This window comes from Amycolatopsis magusensis (genome assembly GCF_017875555.1).
Taxonomy (GTDB): domain Bacteria; phylum Actinomycetota; class Actinomycetes; order Mycobacteriales; family Pseudonocardiaceae; genus Amycolatopsis; species Amycolatopsis magusensis.
This window is the reverse complement of the sequence record NZ_JAGGMS010000001.1, coordinates 295,030-318,030: the sequence shown is the minus strand read 5'-3', so window position 1 is coordinate 318,030 and position 23,001 is coordinate 295,030. Positions and strand designations below refer to the sequence as shown.

Genomic DNA, 23,001 nt, shown 5'->3' with positions numbered 1-23,001 from the left:
GGCAGGCTGGTTACTAGTCAGTAGGTAGTAGCCAGCCCTTGGAGGAGCCGTGCCCGACCTCGAAGTCCAAGCCGAAGCGCTGACCGCGGTATTGGACGGCCGGTGGGCCGAACTCAAGCGCGGCGTGCGCGCGCAGATCGCCGAGGAGAAGTTCCGCGACACCACCGAACTGGACACCGAGGCGCACCGGGCGCAGGTGCTGGAGCAGATGCAGGCGCTGGCGCGCACGGACCGGCCGGGCCTGGGCTACGACCCGGAGTACGGCGGTGGCGGGGACGTCGGCGGCTCGCTGACTTCGTTCGAAATGCTCGGCTTCGGTGACCTGTCGCTGATGGTCAAGGCCGGGGTCCAATGGGGACTGTTCGGCGGGGCCGTGCAGTTGCTGGGCACCGCGCGGCACCACGAGAAGTACCTGCGCCGCATCACCAGCCTCGATCTGCTCGGCTGCTTCGCGATGACCGAGCACGGGCACGGGTCCGACGTGCAGAACCTGCGCACCACGGCGACTTTCGCCGACGGCGGCTTCGTCATCGACACGCCGGACGCGATGGCGGTCAAGGAGTACATCGGGAACGCGGCGCGCGACGGCGAGCTGGCGGTGGTGTTCGCGCAGCTGATCACCGGCGGCGAATCCCGTGGTGTGCACGCCTTCGTGGTGCCGATCCGGATCGACGGCAAGCCCGCGCCCGGCGTGACCATCGAGGACTGCGGCAAGAAGGCAGGCCTCAACGGAGTCGACAATGGACGGTTGTCCTTCGACAAGGTGCGCGTGCCGAGGGAAGCGCTGCTGAACCGCTTCGCCGACGTGGCCGAGGACGGCACGTATTCGAGCTCGATCGAAAGCGACAACCGGCGCTTCTTCACCATGCTGGGCACGCTGATCCGCGGCCGGATCAGCGTGGCGGGCAGCGCGGGCAACGCGACCAAGCGCGCGCTCGCCGTGGCGGTCCGGTACGCCGAGCGGCGGCGCCAGTTCTTCAAGCCGGACGGCGAAGAGGTCGTACTGCTGGACTACCGGGCGCACCAACGCAAACTGCTGCCCGCGCTGGCGAAGACCTATGCGCTGCACTTCGCGCAGGAGGAACTGCTCAGCACCCTGCACGACCTGGGTCTCGAACCCCCTGAGCAGGAACAACGCGAACTCGAATCGCGCGCCGCGGGTATCAAGGCCATCACCACCTGGCACGCCACTTCCACCATCCAGATGGCGCGCGAAGCCTGCGGTGGCGCGGGTTACCTGGCGGAAAACCTGCTGCCCGCCCTGAAAGCGGACACGGACGTCTTCACCACTTTCGAGGGCGACAACACGGTGTTGTTGCAGCTGGTCGCGAAGGGTCTGCTCACCAGTTACAAGGAACAGTTCTCGGACCTCAGCCCGTTCGCCACCGTGCGTTTCGTGGCCGAGCAGATCGTCGAATCCGTCATCGAACGCACCTCCGCGCGGAAGGTCGTCGAACGCCTGGCCACCGCGAGCGACGACGACGTCCTGTTCAACCGGGAATGGCACCTGAAGCTGTTCGAAGACCGGGAGGAGCACATCCTGGACGGCGTCGCCCGCCGCCTGCGCAAAGCCGTGGAGGAGGGCGATCCCTTCGACGCCTTCAACGATGCGCAGGACCACGTGCTGCGGGCCGGTCGCGTGCACGTCGACCGCCTGGTGTTGGAAGCCTTCACCGCCGCCATCGCGCGGTGCCAGGACCCCGCCGTCGCGGCGCTGCTGGAACGGGTCTGCGACCTCTACGCGCTGTCGAACATCGAAGCGGACCGGGCGTGGTTCCTGGAGCACGGCCGCCTCACCTCCACGCGCTCGAAGGCCGTGGTCGCCGCCGTGAACTCGCTGTGCGCCGAACTGCGACCGCACGCGCGCACACTGGTGGACGGCTTCGCCGTGCCCGAGCAGTTCCTGCAGGCACCGTTGCTCGACGCTTGAGGCTTTCCGCGGCTCACCGCTGGTAGTTCTCGCCGGAGTTTCAACAGAGCTTTCAACGATACGCTTGAGTCTCATGAGTCAGGACATTCGAGACTTCGTGAACAGCTCCGTGGACGTGCTGGCCTTCGGCGAGCCGACGCACCAGGAACCGGCCTTCGCCCGCGTGCGCAACGACCTGTTCGCGCAACTGGCCGAGCTCGGCTTCCGGTCGATCGCCATGGAAACCGACCGCGTGGCCGCGCTCGCCGTGAACGCCTACGTCCAGGAGGGCAAGGGAACCCTGGACGAGGTGATGCGCTCCGGCTTCAGCCACGGCTTCGGCGAGCTGGACGCGAACCGGCAGCTGATCACCTGGATGCGGGAGTACAACGCCGACCGCCCGGCGGCCGAGCGCCTGGCGTTCCACGGTTTCGACGCGCAAATGGAGACCATGAGCGCGCCGAGCCCGCGGCCGTACCTGGAACACGCGCGGGACTACCTGGGCCTGGATGACGACATCGCCGGTATCGCCGGCGACGACGAGTTTTGGAGCCGCACGGAAGCCGTCATGGACTACGCCCAGTCGCCAGGCGCCGGCCCCGAGGCGGCCCGCCTGCGATGCCTGGCTGATGACATGCTGGTACTGCTGTATTCGCACGCCCCGAAGCTGATCGCCACCACTTCACGCACGGCCTGGCTCAACGCCGAAGTCCACCTCACGGGCGGCCTCGGCCTGCTGCGCTACCACGCCCAATGCGCGAAGCCAGTGGACCCGATGCCCGCGCGGGTCTCAGAACTGGGCGCTGTCCGGGATGCACTGATGGCGCAGAACCTGCTCTCCCTCCGCCGCACCGAGTCCTCCCGCGGCGGGACCATGCTCTTCGCGCACAACAAGCACCTACAGGCGAGCGAGAACACCCTCGACATGTGGGACATGGAACTGTCATGGGCCCCCGCCGGCGCCATCTTCGCGGCTGTATCGGATGAGCAGTACACCTTCGTCGCCGGAAGCCTGGGCCACAGCGACACCATCGCCCTCGGCGCGCCTCCCACCGGTACGTATGAGGCCCACCTGCAGCCGATGTTCGAAACCTGGGGCCTGTGCGCCCCCACGCTCCCGGCACTACAGGTGCGCACCGACACCACCCCGCCACAGGGCTACTTCCCGCTGGACCCGCCCACCCTGAACGACGCCACCGCAGTCCTGCACGTGGCCTGACTCCCGGGCGCGAACAGCCAGGAAGCACCTGGCTGTTCGGCCGTCGAAACCGCTGCTAGGAGTACATGGCGAGCCAGATCGCGATGTAGTGCGAGGCGGCGGCCAGCACGGTGCAGGCGTGGAAGTACTCGTGGTAACCGAAGACGTGGGGCCAGTGGTTCGGCCACTTGACGGCGTAGAAGATCGCGCCCGCGGTGTAGAAGGCGCCGCCGACCAGGAGCAGGACCAGGGCGGCGACGCCGGCGCTGGCCAGCAGTTCCGGCAGCACGAAGACGGCGACCCAGCCCAGTGCGATGTAGATCGGCACGCCCAGCCAGCGCGGGGCGGTGGGCCACAGCAGCTTCAGCGCCACCCCGGCGATGGCCCCGCCCCAGACGATGGCCAGTACGACGTAACCGGTGGGCTTGGACATGGCCAGCAGCGTGAACGGCGTGTACGTCCCGGCGATGAACAGGAAGATCATCGAGTGATCCGCCCGCTTCATCCACTGGTACGCCTTCCGGCTCCAGATGCGGCGGTGGTACAGCGCGCTCACGCCGAACAACCCGAGCACCGTCAGGCCGTACACCGACGTGGCCAGCGCGGCCAGGCCGGACACCGTCGAGGCCGCCAGGGTGACGAGCGCCGCGGCGGCGGCCAGCGAGACGAAGAACGACCAGAAGTGGATGTGCCCGCGCAGGCGGGGGCGGCTTTCGGGGCCCGGCTTCGGTTGTTGCTGCGTGTCGGTAGCGGAGCTCACCCGACCAAGGTTACGGGACCGTAGGCCGGAACACAGTGCTCCGTGGCGCGCCCCACCACCTTCGCCGGGTTGCGTACGCTGTGCCGACGTGAGCGTTCGATCATTCGTGGCCGACATCGTGTACAGCGCGTACTCGCGGCGCCTCATCCAGCAGGCCGCGGGCAGGCACCCCCGGCACATCGCGATCATGCTCGACGGCAACCGCAGATGGGCGCGGGAGGCCGGCTTCACCGACGTCAGCGACGGCCACCGGGTCGGCGCCAAGAAGATCGCCGACTTCCTCAGCTGGTGCCGCGAAGCCGAGGTCGAGGTGGTCACCCTGTGGCTGCTGTCCACCGACAACCTCAGCCGCGCCTCCGACGAGATCGAGGCGCTGCTCGAGATCATCCCGGACGTGGTCGACGAGCTGTCCGGCCCGGAAACCGCGTGGCGCCTGCGCATGGTCGGCGCGCTCGACCTGCTCCCCGAGCACACCGCCAAACGGCTGACGGCCGCCGCCGAGCGCACCGACGAGCGCACCGGCATGGAGGTCAACATCGCCGTCGGCTACGGCGGCCGCCAGGAGATCGCCGATGCCGTGCGCAAACTGCTGCTGCAGCACGCCGACGAGGGCACCAGCATCCGCGAACTGGCGAAGATCCTCGACGTGGACCACATCTCCGAGCACATGTACACCTCGGGCCAGCCCGACCCGGACCTCATCATCCGGACCTCGGGGGAGCAGCGGCTGTCCGGTTTCCTGCTCTGGCAGTCCGCCCACTCGGAGTTCTGGTTCACCGAGGCCTACTGGCCCGCCTTCCGCCGCGTCGACTTCCTGCGTGCGCTGCGTGACTACGCGGTCCGGCACCGGCGGTTCGGCGCCTGAACCCACCGGGCCGTTTCACCTGACCGTGAATGACGGTCCGCGTCCCTCATCCGGCGCCAGACTGGGGAATTCGGGAAAAGTCCACTGTGTCTCGTGATAACGGCACAGTGGACATCGACGTTCCACCCGAACCGGTGAGAGCCGACAATTCCGGCTACCCAGCGTGGTAAATGGCCGTTTCTCACTCCCTGTTCGTAACCTGCGACTGACCGTGAGATGACGGTTTGACGAATCACCTGTGTGGCTGCCTGCAGCGGCCGCCATACGCAGGTAGCTTGCGAAGTGATGGACCGCGACCCCTGCGGGCCATCACGGGAGGCCCCTGGTCGTGGCGGTCGTAGAAGGAGCGGGACATCCGCTCGTGATACGCACGAGTGGGCCGGCACCCGGCCCTCGTGGCCGCGAAGGCTGACGCGCACCGCGTCGACCCGAGCGGACCAACCGGGGCAGTGCCCGGCCCAGCGAGTGCGGGCGTGGTGCCACGCCCACGAGGGAGATGCCGTCGTGACTGCGCAGCGTTTGCCCCGGAAGGCCTCCGGCCGCTCTTCGACCAGTGCCGACGGCACTGAGAAAGTTCTCGAATCCCCAGATTTCCCGCGGCACACCTATGTGCTCGACACCTCGGTCCTGCTGTCCGACCCCCGGGCCGTGACCAGGTTCGCCGAGCACTCCGTGGTTCTGCCGCTGGTGGTCATCAGCGAGCTGGAAGCCAAGCGGCACCACCCCGAACTGGGCTGGTTCGCGCGTGAGTCGCTCCGCCTGCTCGACGACCTCCGGCGCACCCACGGCCGGCTGGACGCCCCGGTTCCGATCGGCGAAAGCGGCGGCACGCTGCACGTCGAGCTGAACCACTCGGACCAGTCCGTGTTGCCGCCCGGTTTCCGCACCGACTCCAACGACCACCGCATCCTGGCCTGCGCGCTGAACCTGCAGGTCGAGCTCGAGACGGTGACGCTGGTGACCAAGGACATCCCGCTCCGGGTCAAGGCGGGTGCGGTGGGGCTCGTGGCCGATGAGTACCGCGCGCAGGAGGTCACGCCCTCGGGGTGGACCGGCATGGCGGACGTCGACGTGCAGCAGCCGGTGCTCGACGCGCTCTTCCACGACGGGCCGGTCACCCCGGCCGAGTTCGGCCTCGACGAGCTGGGTGAACTGCCCTGCCACACCGGCCTGCGGCTGCTGGCCGGCAGCTCCAGCGCGCTCGGCCGGATCACCCCGGACAAGCGGATCCGCCTGGTCCGCGGGGACAAGGAGGCCTTCGGGCTGCACGGCCGGTCCGCGGAGCAGCGGATCGCGCTCGACCTGCTGCTCGACCCCGAGGTCGGCATCGTCTCGCTGGGCGGGCGGGCCGGTACCGGGAAGTCGGCGCTGGCGTTGTGCGCCGGGCTCGAGTCGGTGATGGAACGCCGCGCGCACCGCAAGGTCGTGGTGTTCCGGCCGGTCTACGCGGTCGGCGGGCAGGATCTCGGCTACCTGCCCGGCTCGGAGTCGGAGAAGATGCAGCCGTGGGCGCAGGCGGTGTTCGACACCCTCGGCGCGCTGGTCAGCCAGGACGTGCTGGACGAGGTGTTCGACCGCGGCATGCTCGAAGTGCTGCCGCTGACGCACATCCGCGGCCGTTCGCTGCACGACGCCTTCGTGATCGTCGACGAGGCGCAGTCGCTGGAGCGGAACGTGCTGCTGACCGTGCTCTCGCGGCTCGGCACGGCGTCGCGGGTGGTGCTCACGCATGACGTGGCACAGCGCGACAACCTGCGTGTGGGGCGGCATGACGGGGTTTCGGCGGTCATCGAGAAACTCAAGGGCCACCCGTTGTTCGCGCACGTCACACTGACGCGTTCGGAACGCTCACCGATCGCCGCCCTGGTCACCGAAATGCTCGAGGACCACTAGCAAGTGCCGTGAATGTGGCTTTCACGGCGGAATACGCCGTGAAAGCCACATTCACGGCATCACCAGCCGGACGGGAGGGGGCGGCCTTCGGCGAAGCCGGCGGCCGACTGGATGCCCAGCACCGCCCGCTCGTGGAATTCCTCCAGCGTGCGCGCCCCCGCGTAGGTGCACGCCGAGCGCACGCCCGAGCCGATCGAGTCGAGCAGGTCCTCGACGCCGGGCCGCGTCGGGTCCAGTGCCATGCGCGAGGACGAGATGCCCTCCTCGAACAGGCCCTTCTTCGCCCGCTCGTAGACGTTGTCCGTGCGGGTCCGGGCGCCGACGGCCCGCTTCGACGCCATGCCGAACGACTCCTTGTACGGTCGCCCCTGCTCGTCGTAGCGCAGGTCGCCGGGGGATTCGTGGGTGCCGGCGAACCACGAGCCGACCATCGCGGCCGACGCGCCTGCCGCCAGCGCGAGCGCGACGTCGCGCGGGTGCCGCACGCCGCCGTCCGCCCACACGTGCTTGCCCAGCTCACGGGCCGCCGCCGCGCATTCGGTGACCGCGGAGAACTGCGGCCTGCCGACGCCGGTGGCCATCCGCGTGGTGCACATCGCGCCGGGGCCGACCCCGACCTTGACCACGTCGGCACCGGCGGCGATCAGGTCGCGCGTGCCCTCGGCGGTGACCACGTTGCCCGCGACCACCGGCACCGCGGGCGAGACCGACCGGACCGCCTTCAGCGCGGCGATCATCTTCTCCTGGTGCCCGTGCGCGGTGTCGACCACCAGCACGTCCACCCCGCCGCTGAGCACGGCTTCCGCCTTGGCCGCGACATCGCCGTTGACGCCGATCGCGGCGGCCACGCGCAGCTTGCCGGAGGTGTCCAGCGCGGGCGAGTAGATCTCCGCCCGCAGCGCCGCGACCGGCGTGAGCACGCCTGCGAGCCGCCCGGTCTCGTCGACGCCCAGCGCGAGCCGGTCGCCGTGCTCGTGCAGCCGCTCGAAGACCTCGCGCGGAGCGGTGTCCAGCGGCACGGTGACCACGGCGGGATCGACGATCTCGGACAGCCGCGCGAACCGGTCCACTCCCTGGCAGGCCTCCTCGGTGACCACGCCGGTGGGCCGCCCGTCCGCGTCGACCACGACGACCGCGCCGTGGGCCCGCTTGCCGACCAGGTTCAGCGCGTCGGCGACGGCGTCCCCGCCGGTCAGCACGAGCGGGGTGTCCCAGACGACGTGCCTGCTCTTGACCCAGGCGGTGATGTCGGCCACGGCGGCCGGGTCCACGTCCTGCGGCAGCACCACCAGCCCGCCGCGGCGGGCCACCGTCTCGGCCATCCGGCGGCCGGCGACCGCGGTCATGTTCGCCACCACCACCGGGAAGGTGGCGCCGGTGCCGTCCGCGGTGGCCAGGTCCACGTCGAAGCGGGACTCCACGTCGGAGCGGTTCGGGACGAGGAAGACGTCGTCGTAGGTCAGGTCGTTGGCGGGCCGATGGCCATCCAGAAAGCGCACGAGGAGCCAGGCTACAGGCTGATGGCGGTGCCGGTCCGGTACAGCTCGATGAGCAGGGGCCGCAGCCGTTCGCCGGTGGGCGTCAGGCGGTGGCTGGTGCGCGGCGGGAAGCCCGGCAGCGCGGTGCGTTCGGTGAGGCCGCGGTCGGCCAGCGTGGTCAGCCGTTCGGTCAGGACCTTGGCGGACAGGCTGGGCAGCGCTTCCCGCAGTTCGCCGAAGGAGCGCGGACCGGCCATCAGTTCGCGCAGGACGAGCGTGGTCCAGCGGCCGGAGATCGCGGCCAGCGCGATTTCGACCGGGCAGTCCGGTTCCGGGCGGCGCGTGCGGCCACGGGCGTCCGGCACCAATTCGGCGTCGTAGGTTTCCGTTTGGTGACCTTCGAGGGCGTCGGCTTCGCTGAGCACATGTCCAGTTTGCGCCTCACCGGCGAAGCTTCCCAGCACCCGTTCGTTTTCGCCGACGCCTTCAACAGCGGCGACAGCGACCTCGTCGAGCAGGTCTACGAGCCGGACGCGGTGTTCGTGCGCCGCGACGGCACCAGCGTCACCGGGGACGAACGGCGCCGGGCCAACGAGGAGTTCCTGCGCCTCGGCCTGCCGATCGCCGTGCGCCCGCGCCGGGTCGACGTGGTCGGCGACCTCGCGCTGCTGATCGTCGACTGGACGGTCGGCGACAGCATCAGCGGCACCGCGGCCGACGTCGCCCGCCGCGGGGCCGACGGGCTCTGGCGCTACGTGATCGACAACCCGTTCGGCACGTCAGTCCCAGCCGGCTGAGCCGGACTTCTCGTCGCCGATGGTGGTGCCCCCGCCGTGCCCGGTATTCACCCGGGTGTCCTCCGGCAGCACGAAGAGCTTGTCCTGGATGGACTTCCTGATGGTCGGGTAGTCCGAATAGGACCGTCCGGTGGCGCCGGGGCCGCCGTTGAACAGGGTGTCGCCGGTGAACACCGTGCCGAGGTCGGCGGCGTAGAGGCAGACCGCGCCGGGGGCGTGGCCGGGCGTGTGGATGACCTTGAGCCTGGTGCCCGCGACGGTCAGCTCCTGGCCGTCGGCGAGCTCGCCGTCCGGGGCGCGGTCGGCGTGGGTGAGGTCCCAGAGCACGCGGTCCTCGGGGTGCAGCAGGATCGGCGCGCCGGTGCGGCTGGCCAGTTCGGGGGCCGCGTTGACGTGGTCGTTGTGCGCGTGGGTGCAGACGATGGCGACCACCTTGCGCTCGCCGATCGCGTCTTCGATGCGGGCCGCGTCGTGGGCCGCGTCGATCACCAGTACTTCCTCGTCATCACCGATCAGCCAGACGTTGTTGTCCACGTCCCAGCTGCCGCCGTCGAGTTCGAAGACGCCGGAGGTCACCACGTTCTGCACGATCGCCGTCATGGGCCGGACCCTAACAGTGACCGGGATCACCTTCGAATACTGGCGGTATCTACCGTCCCGTTAAATGACCGGCATGGGTGCGGTCGAACTCCTCGCGGAGCCTCTTGAACTGCGGTGCGGCGCGAAACTGCCGCACCGGATCGCCAAGTCGGCGTTGAGCGAGCAACTCGGCGACCGCCGCAACCGGCCGTCCGCCGAGCTGGTCGAGCTGTACCGGACCTGGGCGCGCGGCGGCGGTGGCCTGCTCTGCACCGGCAACGTGATGGTCGATCCGTCCGCGCTCGGGGAGCCGCGCAACGTCTCCGTGCCGCTGCGGCCCGACGCGGGGGAGTACCGCACCTGGGCCGACGCGGTGACCGGCACCGACGCCCAGCTCTGGGTGCAGCTCAACCACCCCGGCAGGCAGAGCCCGCGGTTCCTCTCGCGTCAGCCGGTCGCCCCCTCGGCGGTGCCGTTCGAGACACGCGGCCTCCGGTCGGTGTTCGTGCCGCCGCGCGAGCTGACCGGCGACGAGATCGAGGCGATCATCGACCGCTTCGCGTTGTCCGCGCTCACCTTCGTCGAAGCGGGGTTCGCCGGGATCCAGGTGCACGCCGCGCACGGCTACCTGGTGTCGCAGTTCCTGTCGCCGCTGACCAACCGGCGCACCGACGTCTGGGGCCGGCAGCGCAGCCGGTTCCTGCTGGAAGTGGTGCGTGCGGTGCGGGCCGCCATCGGGGACGCCGTGCCGATCTCGGTGAAGCTGAACAGCGCGGACTTCCAGCGCGGGGGCTTCACCGAGGAGGAGTCGCTGGCCGTGGTGCGCGAGCTGGGCGAAGCGGGGATCGACCTGCTGGAGGTGTCCGGCGGCACCTACGAGAAGGCCGCGATGATGGGCATGAGCGGCGAAAGCACCGGTCGCCGCGAGGCCTACTTCCTCGACTACGCGACCAAGGCCCGGAAGGTCACCGACGTCGCGCTCATGGTCACCGGCGGTTTCAGCACCGCCGAGGGCATGGCCGACGCGCTGCGGTTCGGCGCGCTGGACGTGATCGGCCTCGGCCGCCCGCTGACGGTCACCCCGGACCTGACCGCGCGGCTGCTCGCCGGCGAGGAGATCACCGCCGAGCGGCTGTGCCCGAAAACCGGGATCAAGCTGGCCGACAGCTGGCTGGAGGTGCAGTGGCACACCCAGCAGATGCACCGGATCGCCGCGGGCAAACCGGTCGACGTGCGACGCGGCGCGCTGCGGTCGCTGGTGCACGCCGGGCTCGGTGACCCGCTGAACGCCTTCCGCCGGGTGCGTGGCTGAAAGATCTTCATGGGTGCGCCCGTGCTTCGCTCCCGATACCGTGAGCGGGCCTGAGCGAACTACAGGGAGACGCACGCATGCTGCGGATTCATCTGTCGACGGCTGATCTCGGACGGGTGCGCGTCGCCCGGCAGCCCGACGAACTGTGGAACGTGGCGCTCGGCCTGCAACGGCTCCGCGTCGCGGACAACTCGACCAAGCTCGGTGGGTGGCGGACCTGGGCCGGTGCCCAGGTGGCCAAGGTGCCCGGTGGCCGCGAGGCGGTGCACCGGCTGGCCACCGTGTTACCCACGCGCGGGTACTTCCCGGACTTCCTCACCCCGACGCGCGGGGAAACCACGCTCGACGACGGGGTCCGCACGCTGCTCGACACCCCCGCCGACCGGGTCGAGGCCGAGCTGCGACTCCTCGGCGACCAGCGCTGGGAGCACACGAAGTGGGTCGCGGAAACCGGCCTGGGACCGCTGGCCGGGGCGATGACCCGGTTCCACGAGGTGGCGATCGCGCCGGTTTCGCGGCAGCTGCGGGCGATGTTCGAGGCCGAGCGCATGGTCCGCGACCGGATCCTGCTCGACCAGGGCGTCGAAGGGCTGCTGGACTCCTTCGCGCCGTTCGCGCGCTGGCGGGCGCCGGTGCTCGAGGTCGACTTCCCGGTGGAGCAGGACCTGGAGCTGGACGAACGCGGGCTGGTGCTGCTGCCCTCGGCCTTCTGCCGGGCCCGGCCGACCAGCCTGCGCGACCCGGACCTGCCGCCGGTGCTGGTGTACCCGGTGGCGGCGGACTGGACCGAGCCGCGGGTGGAGGCCGGCGCGGTCGCCGCGTTGATCGGGCCGACGCGGCAGCAGGTGCTCAGCTGCATCGTGGAATCCGCCGGTGGGCGGACGACCACCGAGATCGCGCGTGAGCTGGGCGTCTCGACCGCGTCGGCCAGCCAGCACGCGACGGTCCTGCGCAACGCCGGGCTCATCTACAGCAGGCGGCTCGGGAACTCGGTGCTGCACGGGCCGACGGAACTCGGGCGAGCGCTGAGCGCCTAAGCCAGCGTGGCGCGCACGGCGTCGATCGTGTCGGCATCACCCGCTTCCTTGTCCGGCCGGTACCGGAGCACCCTGGCGAAGCGCAGCGCGACCCCGCCGGGGTAGCGGGTGCTGACCTGGGCGCCGTCCAGCTCGATCTCCACCACCAGCTCCGGTCGCAAGTAGACGGTCCACTCGTCGCGCTCGCGTTCGAGCTCCTGGAACTTCGCCGTCTGCCAGGTGAGCAGCTCGTCGGTCAGTCCCTTGAAGGTCTTGCCCACCATGATCGGCGGGCCGCCGTCGGGATCGCGGGCGCCGAGGTGCAGGTTCGACAGGTAGCCGGTGCGGCGGCCGTGGCCCCATTCGGCGGCGAGCACCACGAGGTCGAGCGTGTGCACCTGCTTGACCTTGAGCCACGCGCTGCCGCGGCGCCCGGCCGCGTACGGCGAGTCGAGGTCCTTCACCATCACGCCTTCGTGCCCGGCGGCCAGCGAATCGCCGAGCAGCCGCGCCGGGTCGGCCGGTTCGACCTCGCCGGGGATCAGGTGCTCACCGACCACCTTGCGCAGAGCCGCGTTGCGCTCGCGCAACGGCGCGTCAAGCAAATCTTCGCCGTCGAGGTGGAGGCAGTCGAAGAAGTACGGGCGCAGAAGCAGCGCGCGCACCTGCTCGTCACGCGTGCTGCCGAACCGGCTCATCGTCTCCTGGAACGGCCGCGGCCTGCCGTCGTCGGTGAGCGCCAGGGTTTCGCCGTCGAGCACCACCGATTCACACGGCAGCGCGCGCACCAGTTCGACCAGTTCGGCGACCGAACCGGTGATCTCGCGCAGCGTCCTGGTGTAGACGTGCACCTCGTCGCCGTCGCGGTGCACCTGAATCCGTGCACCGTCCATTTTGTACTCGACCAGCGCGCTCGGGTGCTCGGCGATGGCCTCGGTCAGCGATTCGGCGGGGGAGGCGAGCATCGGGCGGATCGGCCTGCCCAGTTCCAGCCGGAATTCGCCGAGCGCGGCTTCGCCACCGGACATCGCGGCCACGGCCGTCGCGGGCAAGCGCCCGGACAGCATGAACGCCCGTCGCACCACGTCACCAGGTACCTCGGCGGCGGCCGCCACGGCGTCGACCATCACCCCTTCGAGGGCGCCCTGACGCAGCTCCCCGGTCATCAGCCGGACGAGGAACTGCTGCTCCTCCTCGGTGGCCTTGCCGAACAACGCCTGCAGTGCCGCTGACCTGGGCTTGGTCGACCCGGCACCGGTGAACTCGGCGATCTCGGTGAGTCGCCGGTCCACCTCGGCGATGGTCAGCGCGGGCTGTTCGGCCGGGGTGACGCCGAGCCCGGCGAGCGAACGCCAGCCGACGCCGATCCGGCCCTGCACCAGCTGCCCGGTGAGGAAACCGACCACCGGACCCAGCTCGCCCGGCTCGGCCGCGCGCAGCACTTCGGCCAGCGTGGCGATCTTCGTCTTGCGAGATCGCGTCGCGCTGAGCGCGGCGGAGGCCTGCACGGCGTCGGCGAGCAACATCCACCCATTGTGCGGTCGACCCCCGACAATTCGCGCGCTCAGGCGCTCCGGCCGTTGGCGACCTCGGCTATCTCGGCGACCACCGCGCGCAACCGGTCCGGTGAGGACGCCGCGTATCCCAGTACCAGTCCGGGAAACGGGCGCCCGGCGGCGGAATGGGCGTAGCCGGAGAGCGCCGGCGCGTGGATGCCGCGTGCCGCCAGTGCCTGGTGCACCTCGGTGTCGTCCGTGCCGTCGGGCAGCCGGAGCACCACGTGCAGCCCGGCCGCGATGCCCACCGGGCGCCATGCGGGCAGTGCGGTGGCGAGCGCGTCGAGCAGCGCGTCCCGGCGCTGGCGGTAGAGCCGTCGCGTGCGCCGCAGATGCCGGTCGTACCCACCGGACCGCAGCATCCGCGCGAGCGCGGCCTGCGGCAGGGGCGCGCAGCCGAGGTCGTGCCGCTTCTTGGTCAGGACGACTTCTTCGCGCAGATCCGGCGGCAGCACCAGCCAGCCGATGCGCAACGCGGGGATGAGGACCTTGCTCACGCTGCCGAGGTAGGCCACACGGGTGGGGTCGAGCGCGCGGATGGCGCCGAGCGCGGGCCGGTCGTAGCGGTGTTCGGCGTCGTAGTCGTCCTCGATGACCAGTCCGCCGGTGCGCTCGGCCCACGCCAGCAGCGCGCGGCGTCTGGTGGGGTGGAGCGCCATGCCGAGCGGGAACTGGTGCGCGGCCGTCACGAGCACCGAACCGCAGCCGGGCTCGGTGAGCTTGCTGATGTCGATGCCGTCCTCGTCGACCGGCACCCCGACCGGTTCGAGGCCGTGGGAGGTGAGCAGGTCGGCCTGCCCGAGGTGGCTCGGATCCTCGACCGCGATCCGCCGGTCGCCGCGTCGGTGCAGCACGGTCGTCAATAAGGACAGGGCTTCCGCCGCACCACTGGTTATCACGAGGTCGTCGGGCGTGGTCGGCAGCGCGCGGACGCGGCCGAGGTAGCTCGCCAGTTCCACCCGCAGTTCGTGCAGCCCGGCCGGGTCGGGATAGCCGAGGCCCGCGTCCGGCAGTGAATTCAGCGCTTCTCGTTCGGCGGCAAGCCATTCCGCGCGGGGGAAGGCGCCGAGCGCGGGCAGGCCGGGCTTGAGGTCGTAACGCCAGGCGGGTGCGGACGCTTCGGTGGCGGCGCGGGTTTCCTGCCCGCCGCCGATGGGAGCGACGCGGGTGCCGGAACCGCGCTCGGCGAACAGGTAGCCCTCGGCGACCAGTTGCGCGTAGAACGCCATCACCGTGCCGCGGGCCAACCCGAGCTGCGTGGCGAGGTCGCGGCTCGACGGCAACCGGGTGTGCGCGGGCAGCCTGCCCGACCGGATCGCTTCGCGCAGCGCGGACTCGGCGGCCTTGCCGGGCCGTCCACCCGCGTCGATGGCCGGGAGCAGCAACTCCCGCAGCGCACTACCGGACACGGGCCGCCTCGCTCATACCTCCCAGTATCTCCGGCGCCCCATCGGCGACCGGGGGAGGACACAAATGTGGCTTTGGGGGCCGAATCCGCCCCCAAAGCCACATTTGTGTCCCAGGAGAGCGGTGATCACATAGTGGAGCACGGGTCATGGAGGGTCGGTGCTCCGGGAAGAGAGCGGCGCACTTAGTGGAGAGCATCGCTCTGTGGTCCAAGTACGCGGCCTCAAAGTGGTCCTGTCGACTGGGCCGCCCGGTGATCAAGCTGGGCGGCATGACAACAACGCTGGCGCCGGCCCGCGATCGGCTGGGCATCGTCGCCGGGGTGACCACCGCGGCGATCGTCGGTGGCTCGGTGCCGGTCACCGGCATGCTCGACGGCTACCCGCTCCTGCTCGGCCAGGCCCTCCGGTACGGGCTGGCCGGGTTGCTCCTGCTCGCCTGGTTCGGCCTGCGCCGCCGGCCGCTGCCCATTCCGAAGTGGACGGACCTGCCCGCGCTCCTCGCGCTGGCCGCGACCGGCATGGTCGGCTTCCAGGCCTGCCTGCTCTACGCCCAGCGCTACGCCGAGCCCGGGCTGGTGGCCGCGGTGCTCGGCGGCAGCCCGCTGGTGCTGGCGGTGGTGGCCCCGCTGCTCGCCCGCAGGCAACCGTCCGCCGCGCCGATCTTCGGGGCGGTGCTGGCGGTCAGCGGGGTCGTGGTCCTCACCGGCGGCGGTGCCACCACCGGCGCCGGCCTTGTGCTGGCCGTGCTCGCGATGCTCTGCGAGGCCTGCTTCACCCTCTTCGCGGTCGGCCTGGTGAAACGGCTCGGGCCGCTGGCCACCTCGGCGTGGAGCTGCCTCGCGGCGGCCGCCGGCAGTGCCCTGCTCTCGTCCTTCGTCGAGAGTTGGCGGCTGCCCGACGCGAGGCAGCTCGGCGCTTTGCTGGTGCTGGCCGTGCTCGTCACCGCGGTCGCGTTCGGCATCTGGTACTTCGCCGTGTCCGTGCTCGGCGCCGACCGCGCCGGGGTGCTGATCGGCGTCATGCCCGTCTCCGGCCTGCTGGTCGCCGTGCTGCTCGGCGCCCAGCGGCTGGAGCTGGTCGACCTGGCCGGTGTCGGACTGGTCGGCCTCGGCGTGCTGATCGGCCTGCGCCGCCGCGTGGGGTGACTACTTGCCGCCGCGCGCCATCCGGAGCACGTCGAGCGCCTCGTCCAGCTGCGCTTCGGTGAGCTTGCCGTCGGCGACGTAGCCGCGTTCGATGACCACTTCGCGGATCGTCTTCAGCTCCTTGAGCGCCTGCTTCGCCACGGCCGCCGCCTCTTCGTAGCCGATGTACTTGTTCAGCGGCGTCACGATCGACGGCGAACCCTCGGCGTACTCACGCGCCCGGTCGGCGTTCACGGTAATCCCGGCGAACACCTTGTCCGCCAGCAGCCGCGAGACCGCGGCGAGCAGGCGCGCGGACTCCAGCACGTTGCGGGCGATCACCGGCAGGTTCACGTTGAGCTGGAAGTTGCCCTGCGCACCGGCGAAGGCCACCGCCGCGTCGTTGCCGATCACCTGCGCCACCACCTGCAGGGTCGCCTCCGGGATCACCGGGTTGACCTTGCCCGGCATGATCGACGAGCCCGGCTGCAGATCCGGCAGCGCCAGCTCGGCGAGCCCGGTGCGCGGGCCGGAACCCAGCCAGCGCAGGTCGTTCGCGATCTTGTTCAGCGAGACGGCGACCGTGCGGAGGTGCCCCGAAATCTCCACCACGCCGTCCTGGGTGGCCTGCGCCTCGAAGTGGTCGCGGGCCTCGGTCAGCGGCAGGCCGGTCACCTCGGCTAGCTCGGCCGCGACCGCGGCGCCGAAGCCGTCGGGCGCGTTGAGGCCGGAGCCGACCGCGGTGCCGCCGATCGGCAGTTCGCCGAGGCGGTCCAGGCCCGAACGCAGCCGCTCGACGCCGAAGCGCACCTGCGCGGCCCACGCCCCGGCCTCCTGCCCGAGCGTGATCGGCACGGCGTCCATCAGGTGCGTGCGGCCGGACTTGACCACGTCCGCCCACTCCGCCGCCCGGCCCTCGATGGTGCCCGCGAGGTGTTCGAGCGCGGGGATGACCTCGGAGAGCACGGCTTCCGTGGCGGCCACGTGGATGGTGGTCGGGAAGGTGTCGTTGGACGACTGCGAGGCGTTGACGTGGTCGTTCGGGTGCACGTCGCGGCCGAGCGCGCGGGTGGCCAGCGTCGCGATGACCTCGTTGGCGTTCATGTTCGACGAGGTGCCGGAACCGGTCTGGAACACGTCGATCGGGAAGTGCGCGTCGTGCCTGCCTTCGGCCACCTCGTCGGCGGCGGCGGCGATCGCGCCCGCGAGGTCCTCGTCGAGCACGCCGAGCCGGGCGTTCACCCGCGCGGTCGCGGCCTTGAGCAGGCCGAGCGCGCGGATCTGGGCGCGCTCCAGGCCACGGCCGGAGATCGGGAAGTTCTCCACGGCCCGCTGGGTCTGGGCGCGGTACAGCGCGTCGACGGGCACCTTCACTTCGCCCATCGTGTCGTGCTCGATGCGGAATTCCTGTTCAGGCATGACCCCAGTCTGGCCCAGGTGAGGCGGGCCTGCGGAGTGGTCTTTCGCACTAGGGTGGCGTGTGACTGCCGACACACCACCACGCACGGCGGAGGGATTCTTCAGGATGAGCGTGCCCGATTCGACCGTGGACCTGGCGATCATCGGAGCCGGGCCGACCGGCCTGTTCGCCGCGTACTACGCCGGTTTCCGCGGGTTGACCACCGCCGTGATCGACTCGCTGCCCGAGGCGGGCGGCCAGGTGACCGCGATGTACCCGGAGAAGATGATCTACGACGTGGCCGGGTTCCCCGCGGTGCGCGGGAGAGACCTGGTCAACTCGCTGGTCGAGCAGGCCGCGCAGTGGAAGCCATCGTACCTGCTGGGGCGCAAGGCCGAGCACCTCAGGCACGTGGACGACGGGCTGGAGGTCGTGCTCGACGGCGGTGAGACGCTGCGGACCGGCGCGGTGCTGATCACCGCGGGCATCGGCGAGTTCACCCCGCGCCCGCTGCCCGCCGGGGATGGCTGGCTGGGACGCGGGATGGTGCACTTCGTGCCTTCGCTGCGTGCGCACGAGGACCAGGACGTGGTCGTGGTCGGCGGTGGCGACTCGGCGTTCGACTGGGTGCTCGCGCTGCACCCGATCGCGCGGAGCGTCACGCTGGTGCACCGGCGCGCGCGGTTCCGGGCGGTGGAGTCGATCGTGCGGCAGGCGCGCGAACTCGGCATCCGGATCATCACCGACGCCGAAGTGACCGAACTGCGCGACACCGGCGACGGCGCGCTCGGCGAGATCACCGTCGAGGTGAAGGGCGGCGGGATGGAAGTGCTGCCGGCGCAGTCGGTGATCGCCGCGCTCGGGTTCACAGCCGACCTGGGGCCGATCGAGAACTGGGGCCTGGAGATCGACCACCGCGCCATCTCGGTCGACTCGACCATGGCGACCGCGAAAGCCCGCGTCTACGCGGCAGGCGACGTCGCCGCGTACCCGGGCAAGGTGAAGCTGATCGCCACCGGGTTCGGCGAAGCGGCCACGGCGGTGAACAACATCGCCGTCGCCCTGAACCCGGAAGCGCATCTGTTCCCCGGCCACTCCAGCAACGCCGAGTAGCCCCGCCGAATGCTATGAGTGGGGCATTACTTGCAATGGATGCAAGTAATGCCCCACTCCTGGCATTGCTCAGGGCGCCGGGGGCGGGGGTGGGGTGGTCGTCGGCGAAGGGGCCGGGGTGGGCGCCGGTTCCGGGGTGGGAGTGGGCGTGGGCGTAGGTGTGGGAGCCGGGGTCGGCGTCGGTTCTGGCGCTGGGGCCGGTTCCGGGGCCGGCGGCGGTGGGGTCACCTGCTGCGTGATCCACGCCGAGTACGCGATCGCCGAGGTGTAGATCGACGGGGCCGTGCCGCAGACGTCGGAATCGTTGCCGGGGCGGCTGGTCACGCCCAGCAGCACCCACCTGCCCTCCACTTTGGCCAGTTGCGGCCCGCCCGAATCGCCGTAGCACGAGCCCGCCGTGCCGCCCGGGTTGTCGGTGCACAGCTCCACCGCGCCGTCGAACGGCACCGCGGCGCACTTCTCCGGTGCCACGATCGAGGTGTCCAGCTGCTGCAACACCGTCGGCTTGTCCCCGCACCCCAGCTTCGCGCACGTCTGCCCCCACCCGAGCAGCCGCGTCGCGGTGCCCGGCGCGGCGGCCACGCCCAGCGGGACCGGCGTCGCCACGGCCGGGGAACTCAGGCGCACCAACGCGATGTCGCCGCGCGCACCGTCCGGGTCGTACTCCGGGCTCACCACCACCGCGGCCACGAGCAGTGCCTCGCCGCCCTGCGTGTGGTCGTTGCTGCCGATCCGCACCTTGAGCATGCCGGGGCTGCGCCCGTCCACGCAGTGCGCGGCCGTGAGCACCCACTCGGGCGCGATCAGCGACGCCCCGCAGTTGTGCTTCCCGGTGCTCGACTGGAGCGAAACGATGAACGGGTACGGCTGGTCGGCCGCCACCCCGCCGACGATGTAGGGCTCCACGGCGGAAGCCGGTGCGGCGGCGAGGAGGACGGCGGCCAGTACGGCGGCGACGCGCTTGATCACGGCAGCGGCGGCACCACGTCGAGCTGGTCGGCGTCGTCGAGGTGACCGTCGAAGTTGACCGACGAATACGAGCGCAGCTTCGTCAGCCGGTGGTAGCCGTCGATCATCCGGACCGTGCCGGACTTCGACCGCATCACGATCGACTGCGTGGTCGCGCCGCCCGCGCGGTAGTGCACGCCACGCAGCAGGTCGCCGTCGGTGACGCCGGTGGCGCAGAAGAACACGTTGTCGCCCTGGACGAGGTCGTCGGTGGAGAGCACGCGGTCCAGGTCGTGCCCGGCGCCGATCGCCTTCTCGCGCTCCTCGTCGTCCTTCGGCCACAACCGGCCCTGCAGCTCACCGCCGATGCACTTGAGCGCGCTCGCCGCGATGATGCCCTCGGGCGTGCCGCCGATGCCGAGCAGCATGTCCACGCCGGTGTTCGGCCGGGCGACGGCGATCGCGCCGGCCACGTCACCGTCCGAAATGAACCGGATGCGGGCGCCCGCCGCGCGCACGTCCTTGATCAGCCCTTCGTGGCGCGGCCGGTCCAGGATGCACACCGTCACGTCGGACACGCCGCTGTTCTTCGCCTGCGCCACGCGCCGGATGTTCTCCGCGACCGGTGCGGCCAGGTCGACCAGGCCCGCGGCTTCCGGCCCGACGGCCAGCTTCTCCATGTAGAACACCGCGGACGGGTCGAACATCGCGCCGCGCTCGGCGACCGCGAGGACCGCGAGCGCGTTCGGCATGCCCTTGGCCATCAGCGTGGTGCCGTCGATCGGGTCCACCGCGACGTCGCAGTCGGGCCCGTCGCCGTTGCCCACCTCTTCGCCGTTGTAGAGCATCGGGGCTTCGTCCTTCTCGCCCTCGCCGATCACCACCACGCCGCGCATGGACACCGTGCCGACCAGCTGGCGCATGGCGTCCACCGCCGCGCCGTCGCCGCCGTTCTTGTCGCCCTTGCCGACCCAGCGCCCGGCCGCCATCGCGGCGGCCTCGGTCACCCGGACCAGTTCCATGGCCAGGTTGCGGTCGGGCGCCTCCCCACGGCGCGTCGCATCGGTGGGCTGGCTGGGGTGGGACATGTTGCCTCCAGGGTCGTCCAGTCGCCCGGTCATCCTCTCAGATACCGGCAGCACACCGGGTACCCGCGAGCATGGGGTTCCTCACCCAGCGTTGCCCTTTTCGGCGGTTTCGGCGCCGTTCTCCACCGAGGCCAGCGCGGCCTCCACCCGCTCGCGCGCGCCGTCCAGGTGGCGCTCGCAAACTTTGGCGAGCTTCTCGCCCTTCTCCCACAGCGCCAGCGACTGCTCCAGGGACAGCCCGCCGGCCTCCAGGTCGCGCACCACTTCGACCAGCTGGTCGCGCGCTTGCTCGTAGCCGAGTTCTTCGGTCACTGTGCCTGCTTCTCCGCTCGACGACGTCCGCCGCAGACTACCGCGCTGGCCATCGCGTTGTCGTAGTCGCTGAAGGCCTTCGCGAACTCCTGGCCGTCACCCTCGGCGATCGCGTCCTCGATCTGGCTCTGTGCACCCGCCACCCGATTGCGGTGTGACACGCCGTCGGTCGACCACCATCGGGTGCCGACGTACAGCGAAGTCGCCTCGGACAGCTGCCGCAGCCGCGGCGCCAGCCCCCACTGCCCGGCGTTCGCGCACCCGGCGATCAGCGCCGTCCAGCACGCGCCCGCCGCCACGTCGGCCTCCTGCGCGCGGAGCAGCACGGCCCCGGCGCCGGCCCTGGCGGCAGCACCGCTGGTCAGGGGCAGGAACTCGTTCGCCCGTGGTTCGAGCACGGCTACCCCTCCTCTCCGCCATCCGTGATCACCGCGCGGAGCGCGCCGTCACCGACGCGGATCCGGACCTCGGCGCCTTCCGACACTTCAGAGACCGATCGGAGGACCCCCAGGTTGCCCGCCGCATCGGAAAACTGCACGACCGCGTAACCCCGTTCAAGGGTCGCCGCCGGACCGAGCGCGGTCAACCGGGCGCGCGCAGCGGTCAGCGCGGTTTGTTCCCTGGTGAGGGTGGAAAGGATCTCGCGGCGGCCGCGCTGGCGCTGGATCTCCACCTCGTCGGCGCGCCGGGCGATCGGCCCGAGCGGGTCGGCCAGCGCCGGACGGCTGCGCAACTGGTCGAGCAGGCGGCGCTGGGTGTCGACCCAGCCGTGCAGCGCGCGGCGGCCGCGGTCACGCATCTGCCGCACGCGCTCGCTCTCTTCCCGCACGTCCGGGACCACGCGCTTGCCCGCGTCGGTGGGCGTGGAGCAGCGCACGTCGGCGACGTGGTCGAGCAGCGGGGTGTCCGGCTCGTGGCCGATCGCGCTGATCACCGGTTTGCGGGCGGCCGAGACCGCGCGGCACAGCGCCTCGTCCGAGAACGGCAGCAGGTCCTCCACGCTGCCGCCGCCGCGGGCGATCACGATCACCTCGATCTCCTTGTCCCGCTCCAGAATGGACAGTGCGTCGAGGATCTCGGGCACCGCGAGGGCGCCCTGGACGGCGGTGTTGATCACCCGGAACCGGGCGCCCGGCCAGCGGGCGTGCGCGTTGACCAGCACGTCGCGCTCGGCCGCCGACGCGCGCCCGGTGATCAGCCCGATGCCCTGGGGCAGGAACGGCAGCCGTCGCTTGCGTTCCGGGGCGAACAGGCCTTCGGCGGCGAGCAGGCGGCGCAGGCGTTCGATCCGCGCGAGCAGCTCGCCGATGCCGACCATGCGAATTTCGCTGGCCCGCAAGCTCAGCGTGCCGCGGCCGAAGAAGTACGCCGGTCGCGCGTTGACCAGCACGCTCGCGCCCTCACGCGGCGGCGGTTCCAGCGAGCGGAGCAGGCCCATCGGGCAGGTGACCGACATGGACACGTCCGCCGCCGGATCGCGCAGCGTGAGGAAGGCCGTCCCGGTGCCGGGGCGGGCGGAGATCTGCGTGACCTGGCCCTCCACCCAGACGGCGCCGAGGCGGTGGATCCAGTCGCCGATCTTGCGCGCCACCGTGCGCACCGGCCAGGGGTTCTCCGCGGTCGAAACCTCGCGAGCCGCGGTTTCGCTCACTGGCCGCCTTCGCCGGGTTGCTGGAGGTTGCCGAGCCGCCGGGCCAGCATGCCGGTGAACGAGGACCGGTTCTGGTGCGCGCGCTCGTAGGTGAGCAGTTCCTCGACCTCTTCGGCGGAGAACCGCCGGAGGCGCGCGCGCAGTTGCGGCAGGGTCAGCTCGTCGTACCCGACGACCCCGGCCGGGCCCGCTTCCTCGACGATCGCCCGTTCTTCGGCGGCCCACGGGTCTTCCGCGGCTTCTGCTTCCGCGGCCTTCGCCGCAGTCGGTTCGGCTTCGGGTTCCGGCGGGGGCGTGCGGTGGCCGTTGCGCGAGGGCTCGTCCGGCAGGTCCTCGTCGAAGGTGGCCCAGCTGGGCGACTCCTCGACCGGGCGCAGGGTGGACAGCACGTCGTCCCCCTTGATCGCCAGCTCGGTGACCTGCTGCTGGACGCGCATGGAGAACTGGAGTACCTGGCTGGCGACGGTGACCGGGAGGCCGGTGAGCTGCCGCGGCAGTTCGCGAGCCCGCTCAACGGTCGTCACCGCGAGGCCCGCCGCGACGCGCAGCGGGAGCGGGAGTGGCTTCATGCCGTACAGCGTGCCGTACCTAGCC

General features: G+C 71.0%; 22 protein-coding genes. 9 read left to right on the top strand and 13 right to left on the bottom strand.

Annotated features, from left to right (window positions below):
- The first annotated feature begins 49 nt into the window (after positions 1-49).
- Positions 50-1,930 (top strand): acyl-CoA dehydrogenase family protein, encoded by a 1,881-nt coding sequence (locus JOM49_RS01425; protein WP_209662377.1) that lies wholly within the window; start codon positions 50-52, stop codon positions 1,928-1,930.
- A 73-nt stretch (positions 1,931-2,003) separates the two neighbouring features.
- Complete coding sequence (locus tag JOM49_RS01420; RefSeq protein WP_209662376.1) at positions 2,004-3,128, top strand: erythromycin esterase family protein; 1,125 nt, start codon at positions 2,004-2,006, stop codon at positions 3,126-3,128.
- 55 nt (positions 3,129-3,183) lie between these two features.
- On the opposite strand, the gene trhA is transcribed toward JOM49_RS01420, so the two are convergent.
- A complete protein-coding gene (trhA, locus tag JOM49_RS01415) occupies positions 3,184-3,867 on the bottom strand; it encodes a PAQR family membrane homeostasis protein TrhA (RefSeq protein ID WP_282774045.1) in 684 nt (227 codons plus the stop codon).
- Positions 3,868-3,955: 88 nt separating this feature from the next.
- Here trhA and JOM49_RS01410 point away from each other — a divergent pair, with 88 nt between their 5' ends.
- Together JOM49_RS01410 and phoH2 are read left to right on the top strand one after the other, a co-directional pair.
- Positions 3,956-4,732, top strand: a complete 777-nt coding sequence (locus tag JOM49_RS01410; protein WP_209662374.1) for an isoprenyl transferase — start codon at positions 3,956-3,958, stop codon at positions 4,730-4,732.
- 609 nt (positions 4,733-5,341) lie between these two features.
- Complete coding sequence (gene phoH2, locus JOM49_RS01405) at positions 5,342-6,625, top strand: RNA 5'-3' helicase PhoH2 (protein ID WP_209670655.1); 1,284 nt, start codon at positions 5,342-5,344, stop codon at positions 6,623-6,625.
- A gap of 59 nt (positions 6,626-6,684) precedes the next feature.
- Here the strand turns inward: phoH2 and guaB1 are convergent, their stop codons facing one another.
- Together guaB1 and JOM49_RS01395 are read right to left on the bottom strand one after the other, a co-directional pair.
- Positions 6,685-8,124: a GMP reductase gene (gene guaB1, locus JOM49_RS01400; protein ID WP_209662373.1), complete on the bottom strand. Its 1,440-nt coding sequence runs from the start codon at positions 8,122-8,124 to the stop codon at positions 6,685-6,687.
- A gap of 11 nt (positions 8,125-8,135) precedes the next feature.
- On the bottom strand, positions 8,136-8,528 hold the full coding sequence (locus tag JOM49_RS01395; RefSeq protein ID WP_209662372.1) for a winged helix-turn-helix transcriptional regulator: 393 nt from the start codon (positions 8,526-8,528) through the stop codon (positions 8,136-8,138).
- On the opposite strand from JOM49_RS01395, the gene JOM49_RS01390 reads away from it, so the two are divergent.
- A complete protein-coding gene (locus JOM49_RS01390; RefSeq protein WP_209662371.1) occupies positions 8,529-8,900 on the top strand; it encodes a YybH family protein in 372 nt (123 codons plus the stop codon). It abuts the gene before it with no gap.
- On the opposite strand, the gene JOM49_RS01385 is transcribed toward JOM49_RS01390, so the two are convergent.
- A complete protein-coding gene (locus tag JOM49_RS01385) occupies positions 8,883-9,500 on the bottom strand; it encodes an MBL fold metallo-hydrolase (protein ID WP_209662370.1) in 618 nt (205 codons plus the stop codon). The two genes, JOM49_RS01390 and JOM49_RS01385, sit on opposite strands and share 18 nt — an antisense overlap.
- A gap of 64 nt (positions 9,501-9,564) precedes the next feature.
- On the opposite strand from JOM49_RS01385, the gene JOM49_RS01380 reads away from it, so the two are divergent.
- On the top strand, positions 9,565-10,791 hold the full coding sequence (locus JOM49_RS01380) for an NADH:flavin oxidoreductase/NADH oxidase family protein (protein ID WP_245369204.1): 1,227 nt from the start codon (positions 9,565-9,567) through the stop codon (positions 10,789-10,791).
- Positions 10,792-10,868: 77 nt separating this feature from the next.
- Positions 10,869-11,828, top strand: a complete 960-nt coding sequence (locus JOM49_RS43610) for an ArsR/SmtB family transcription factor (protein WP_209662369.1) — start codon at positions 10,869-10,871, stop codon at positions 11,826-11,828.
- Here the strand turns inward: JOM49_RS43610 and JOM49_RS01370 are convergent.
- A complete protein-coding gene (locus JOM49_RS01370; protein WP_209662368.1) occupies positions 11,825-13,333 on the bottom strand; it encodes an ATP-dependent DNA ligase in 1,509 nt (502 codons plus the stop codon). The two genes, JOM49_RS43610 and JOM49_RS01370, sit on opposite strands and share 4 nt — an antisense overlap.
- A gap of 38 nt (positions 13,334-13,371) precedes the next feature.
- Positions 13,372-14,772, bottom strand: a complete 1,401-nt coding sequence (gene pdxR, locus JOM49_RS01365; RefSeq protein WP_209662367.1) for a MocR-like pyridoxine biosynthesis transcription factor PdxR — start codon at positions 14,770-14,772, stop codon at positions 13,372-13,374.
- A 269-nt stretch (positions 14,773-15,041) separates the two neighbouring features.
- On the opposite strand from pdxR, the gene JOM49_RS01360 reads away from it, so the two are divergent.
- Positions 15,042-15,917 carry a DMT family transporter gene (locus JOM49_RS01360; protein ID WP_209662366.1) on the top strand — a complete coding sequence of 292 codons (876 nt, stop codon included), beginning with the start codon at positions 15,042-15,044 and terminating at the stop codon, positions 15,915-15,917.
- Here the strand turns inward: JOM49_RS01360 and JOM49_RS01355 are convergent, their stop codons facing one another.
- Positions 15,918-17,315 (bottom strand): class II fumarate hydratase, encoded by a 1,398-nt coding sequence (locus JOM49_RS01355; RefSeq protein WP_209662365.1) that lies wholly within the window; start codon positions 17,313-17,315, stop codon positions 15,918-15,920.
- 106 nt (positions 17,316-17,421) lie between these two features.
- Between JOM49_RS01355 and JOM49_RS01350 the strand changes: the two genes are divergently transcribed.
- Positions 17,422-18,408: an NAD(P)/FAD-dependent oxidoreductase gene (locus JOM49_RS01350; protein ID WP_209662364.1), complete on the top strand. Its 987-nt coding sequence runs from the start codon at positions 17,422-17,424 to the stop codon at positions 18,406-18,408.
- A 69-nt stretch (positions 18,409-18,477) separates the two neighbouring features.
- Here the strand turns inward: JOM49_RS01350 and JOM49_RS01345 are convergent, their stop codons facing one another.
- The 6 genes from JOM49_RS01345 to JOM49_RS01320 form a co-directional block, all read right to left on the bottom strand.
- Positions 18,478-19,377, bottom strand: coding sequence for a S1 family peptidase (locus JOM49_RS01345; RefSeq protein WP_209662363.1), 900 nt, complete (start codon positions 19,375-19,377; stop codon positions 18,478-18,480).
- Entirely contained in the window at positions 19,374-20,444 is a 1,071-nt protein-coding gene (gene glpX / locus JOM49_RS01340) for a class II fructose-bisphosphatase (RefSeq protein ID WP_209662362.1), read from the bottom strand. The genes JOM49_RS01345 and glpX overlap by 4 nt, the downstream gene beginning before the upstream one ends.
- Before the next feature lie 81 nt (positions 20,445-20,525).
- Positions 20,526-20,756, bottom strand: a complete 231-nt coding sequence (locus JOM49_RS01335) for an exodeoxyribonuclease VII small subunit (protein ID WP_209662361.1) — start codon at positions 20,754-20,756, stop codon at positions 20,526-20,528.
- A complete protein-coding gene (locus JOM49_RS01330) occupies positions 20,753-21,154 on the bottom strand; it encodes a hypothetical protein (RefSeq protein WP_209662360.1) in 402 nt (133 codons plus the stop codon). The genes JOM49_RS01335 and JOM49_RS01330 overlap by 4 nt, the downstream gene beginning before the upstream one ends.
- 2 nt (positions 21,155-21,156) lie before the next feature.
- Positions 21,157-22,407, bottom strand: a complete 1,251-nt coding sequence (gene xseA, locus JOM49_RS01325) for an exodeoxyribonuclease VII large subunit (RefSeq protein WP_209662359.1) — start codon at positions 22,405-22,407, stop codon at positions 21,157-21,159.
- Positions 22,404-22,976: a lipid droplet-associated protein gene (locus tag JOM49_RS01320; RefSeq protein WP_209662358.1), complete on the bottom strand. Its 573-nt coding sequence runs from the start codon at positions 22,974-22,976 to the stop codon at positions 22,404-22,406. The genes xseA and JOM49_RS01320 overlap by 4 nt, the downstream gene beginning before the upstream one ends.
- Positions 22,977-23,001 lie beyond the last annotated feature (25 nt).

Bases quoted from the DNA above. Each gene is read 5' to 3' on its own strand.
- JOM49_RS01420 (WP_209662376.1), top strand. From the start codon at position 2,004: ATGAGTCAGGACATTCGAGACTTCGTGAACAGCTCCGTGGACGTGCTG.
- JOM49_RS01350 (WP_209662364.1), top strand. From the start codon at position 17,422: ATGAGCGTGCCCGATTCGACCGTGGACCTGGCGATCATCGGAGCCGGG.
- JOM49_RS01320 (WP_209662358.1), bottom strand. From the start codon at position 22,976: ATGAAGCCACTCCCGCTCCCGCTGCGCGTCGCGGCGGGCCTCGCGGTG.
- JOM49_RS01370 (WP_209662368.1), bottom strand. From the start codon at position 13,333: ATGTTGCTCGCCGACGCCGTGCAGGCCTCCGCCGCGCTCAGCGCGACG.
- glpX (WP_209662362.1), bottom strand. From the start codon at position 20,444: ATGTCCCACCCCAGCCAGCCCACCGATGCGACGCGCCGTGGGGAGGCG.
- JOM49_RS43610 (WP_209662369.1), top strand. From the start codon at position 10,869: ATGCTGCGGATTCATCTGTCGACGGCTGATCTCGGACGGGTGCGCGTC.
- JOM49_RS01390 (WP_209662371.1), top strand. From the start codon at position 8,529: ATGTCCAGTTTGCGCCTCACCGGCGAAGCTTCCCAGCACCCGTTCGTT.
- JOM49_RS01385 (WP_209662370.1), bottom strand. From the start codon at position 9,500: ATGACGGCGATCGTGCAGAACGTGGTGACCTCCGGCGTCTTCGAACTC.
- JOM49_RS01360 (WP_209662366.1), top strand. From the start codon at position 15,042: ATGACAACAACGCTGGCGCCGGCCCGCGATCGGCTGGGCATCGTCGCC.
- JOM49_RS01380 (WP_245369204.1), top strand. From the start codon at position 9,565: ATGACCGGCATGGGTGCGGTCGAACTCCTCGCGGAGCCTCTTGAACTG.
- JOM49_RS01355 (WP_209662365.1), bottom strand. From the start codon at position 17,315: ATGCCTGAACAGGAATTCCGCATCGAGCACGACACGATGGGCGAAGTG.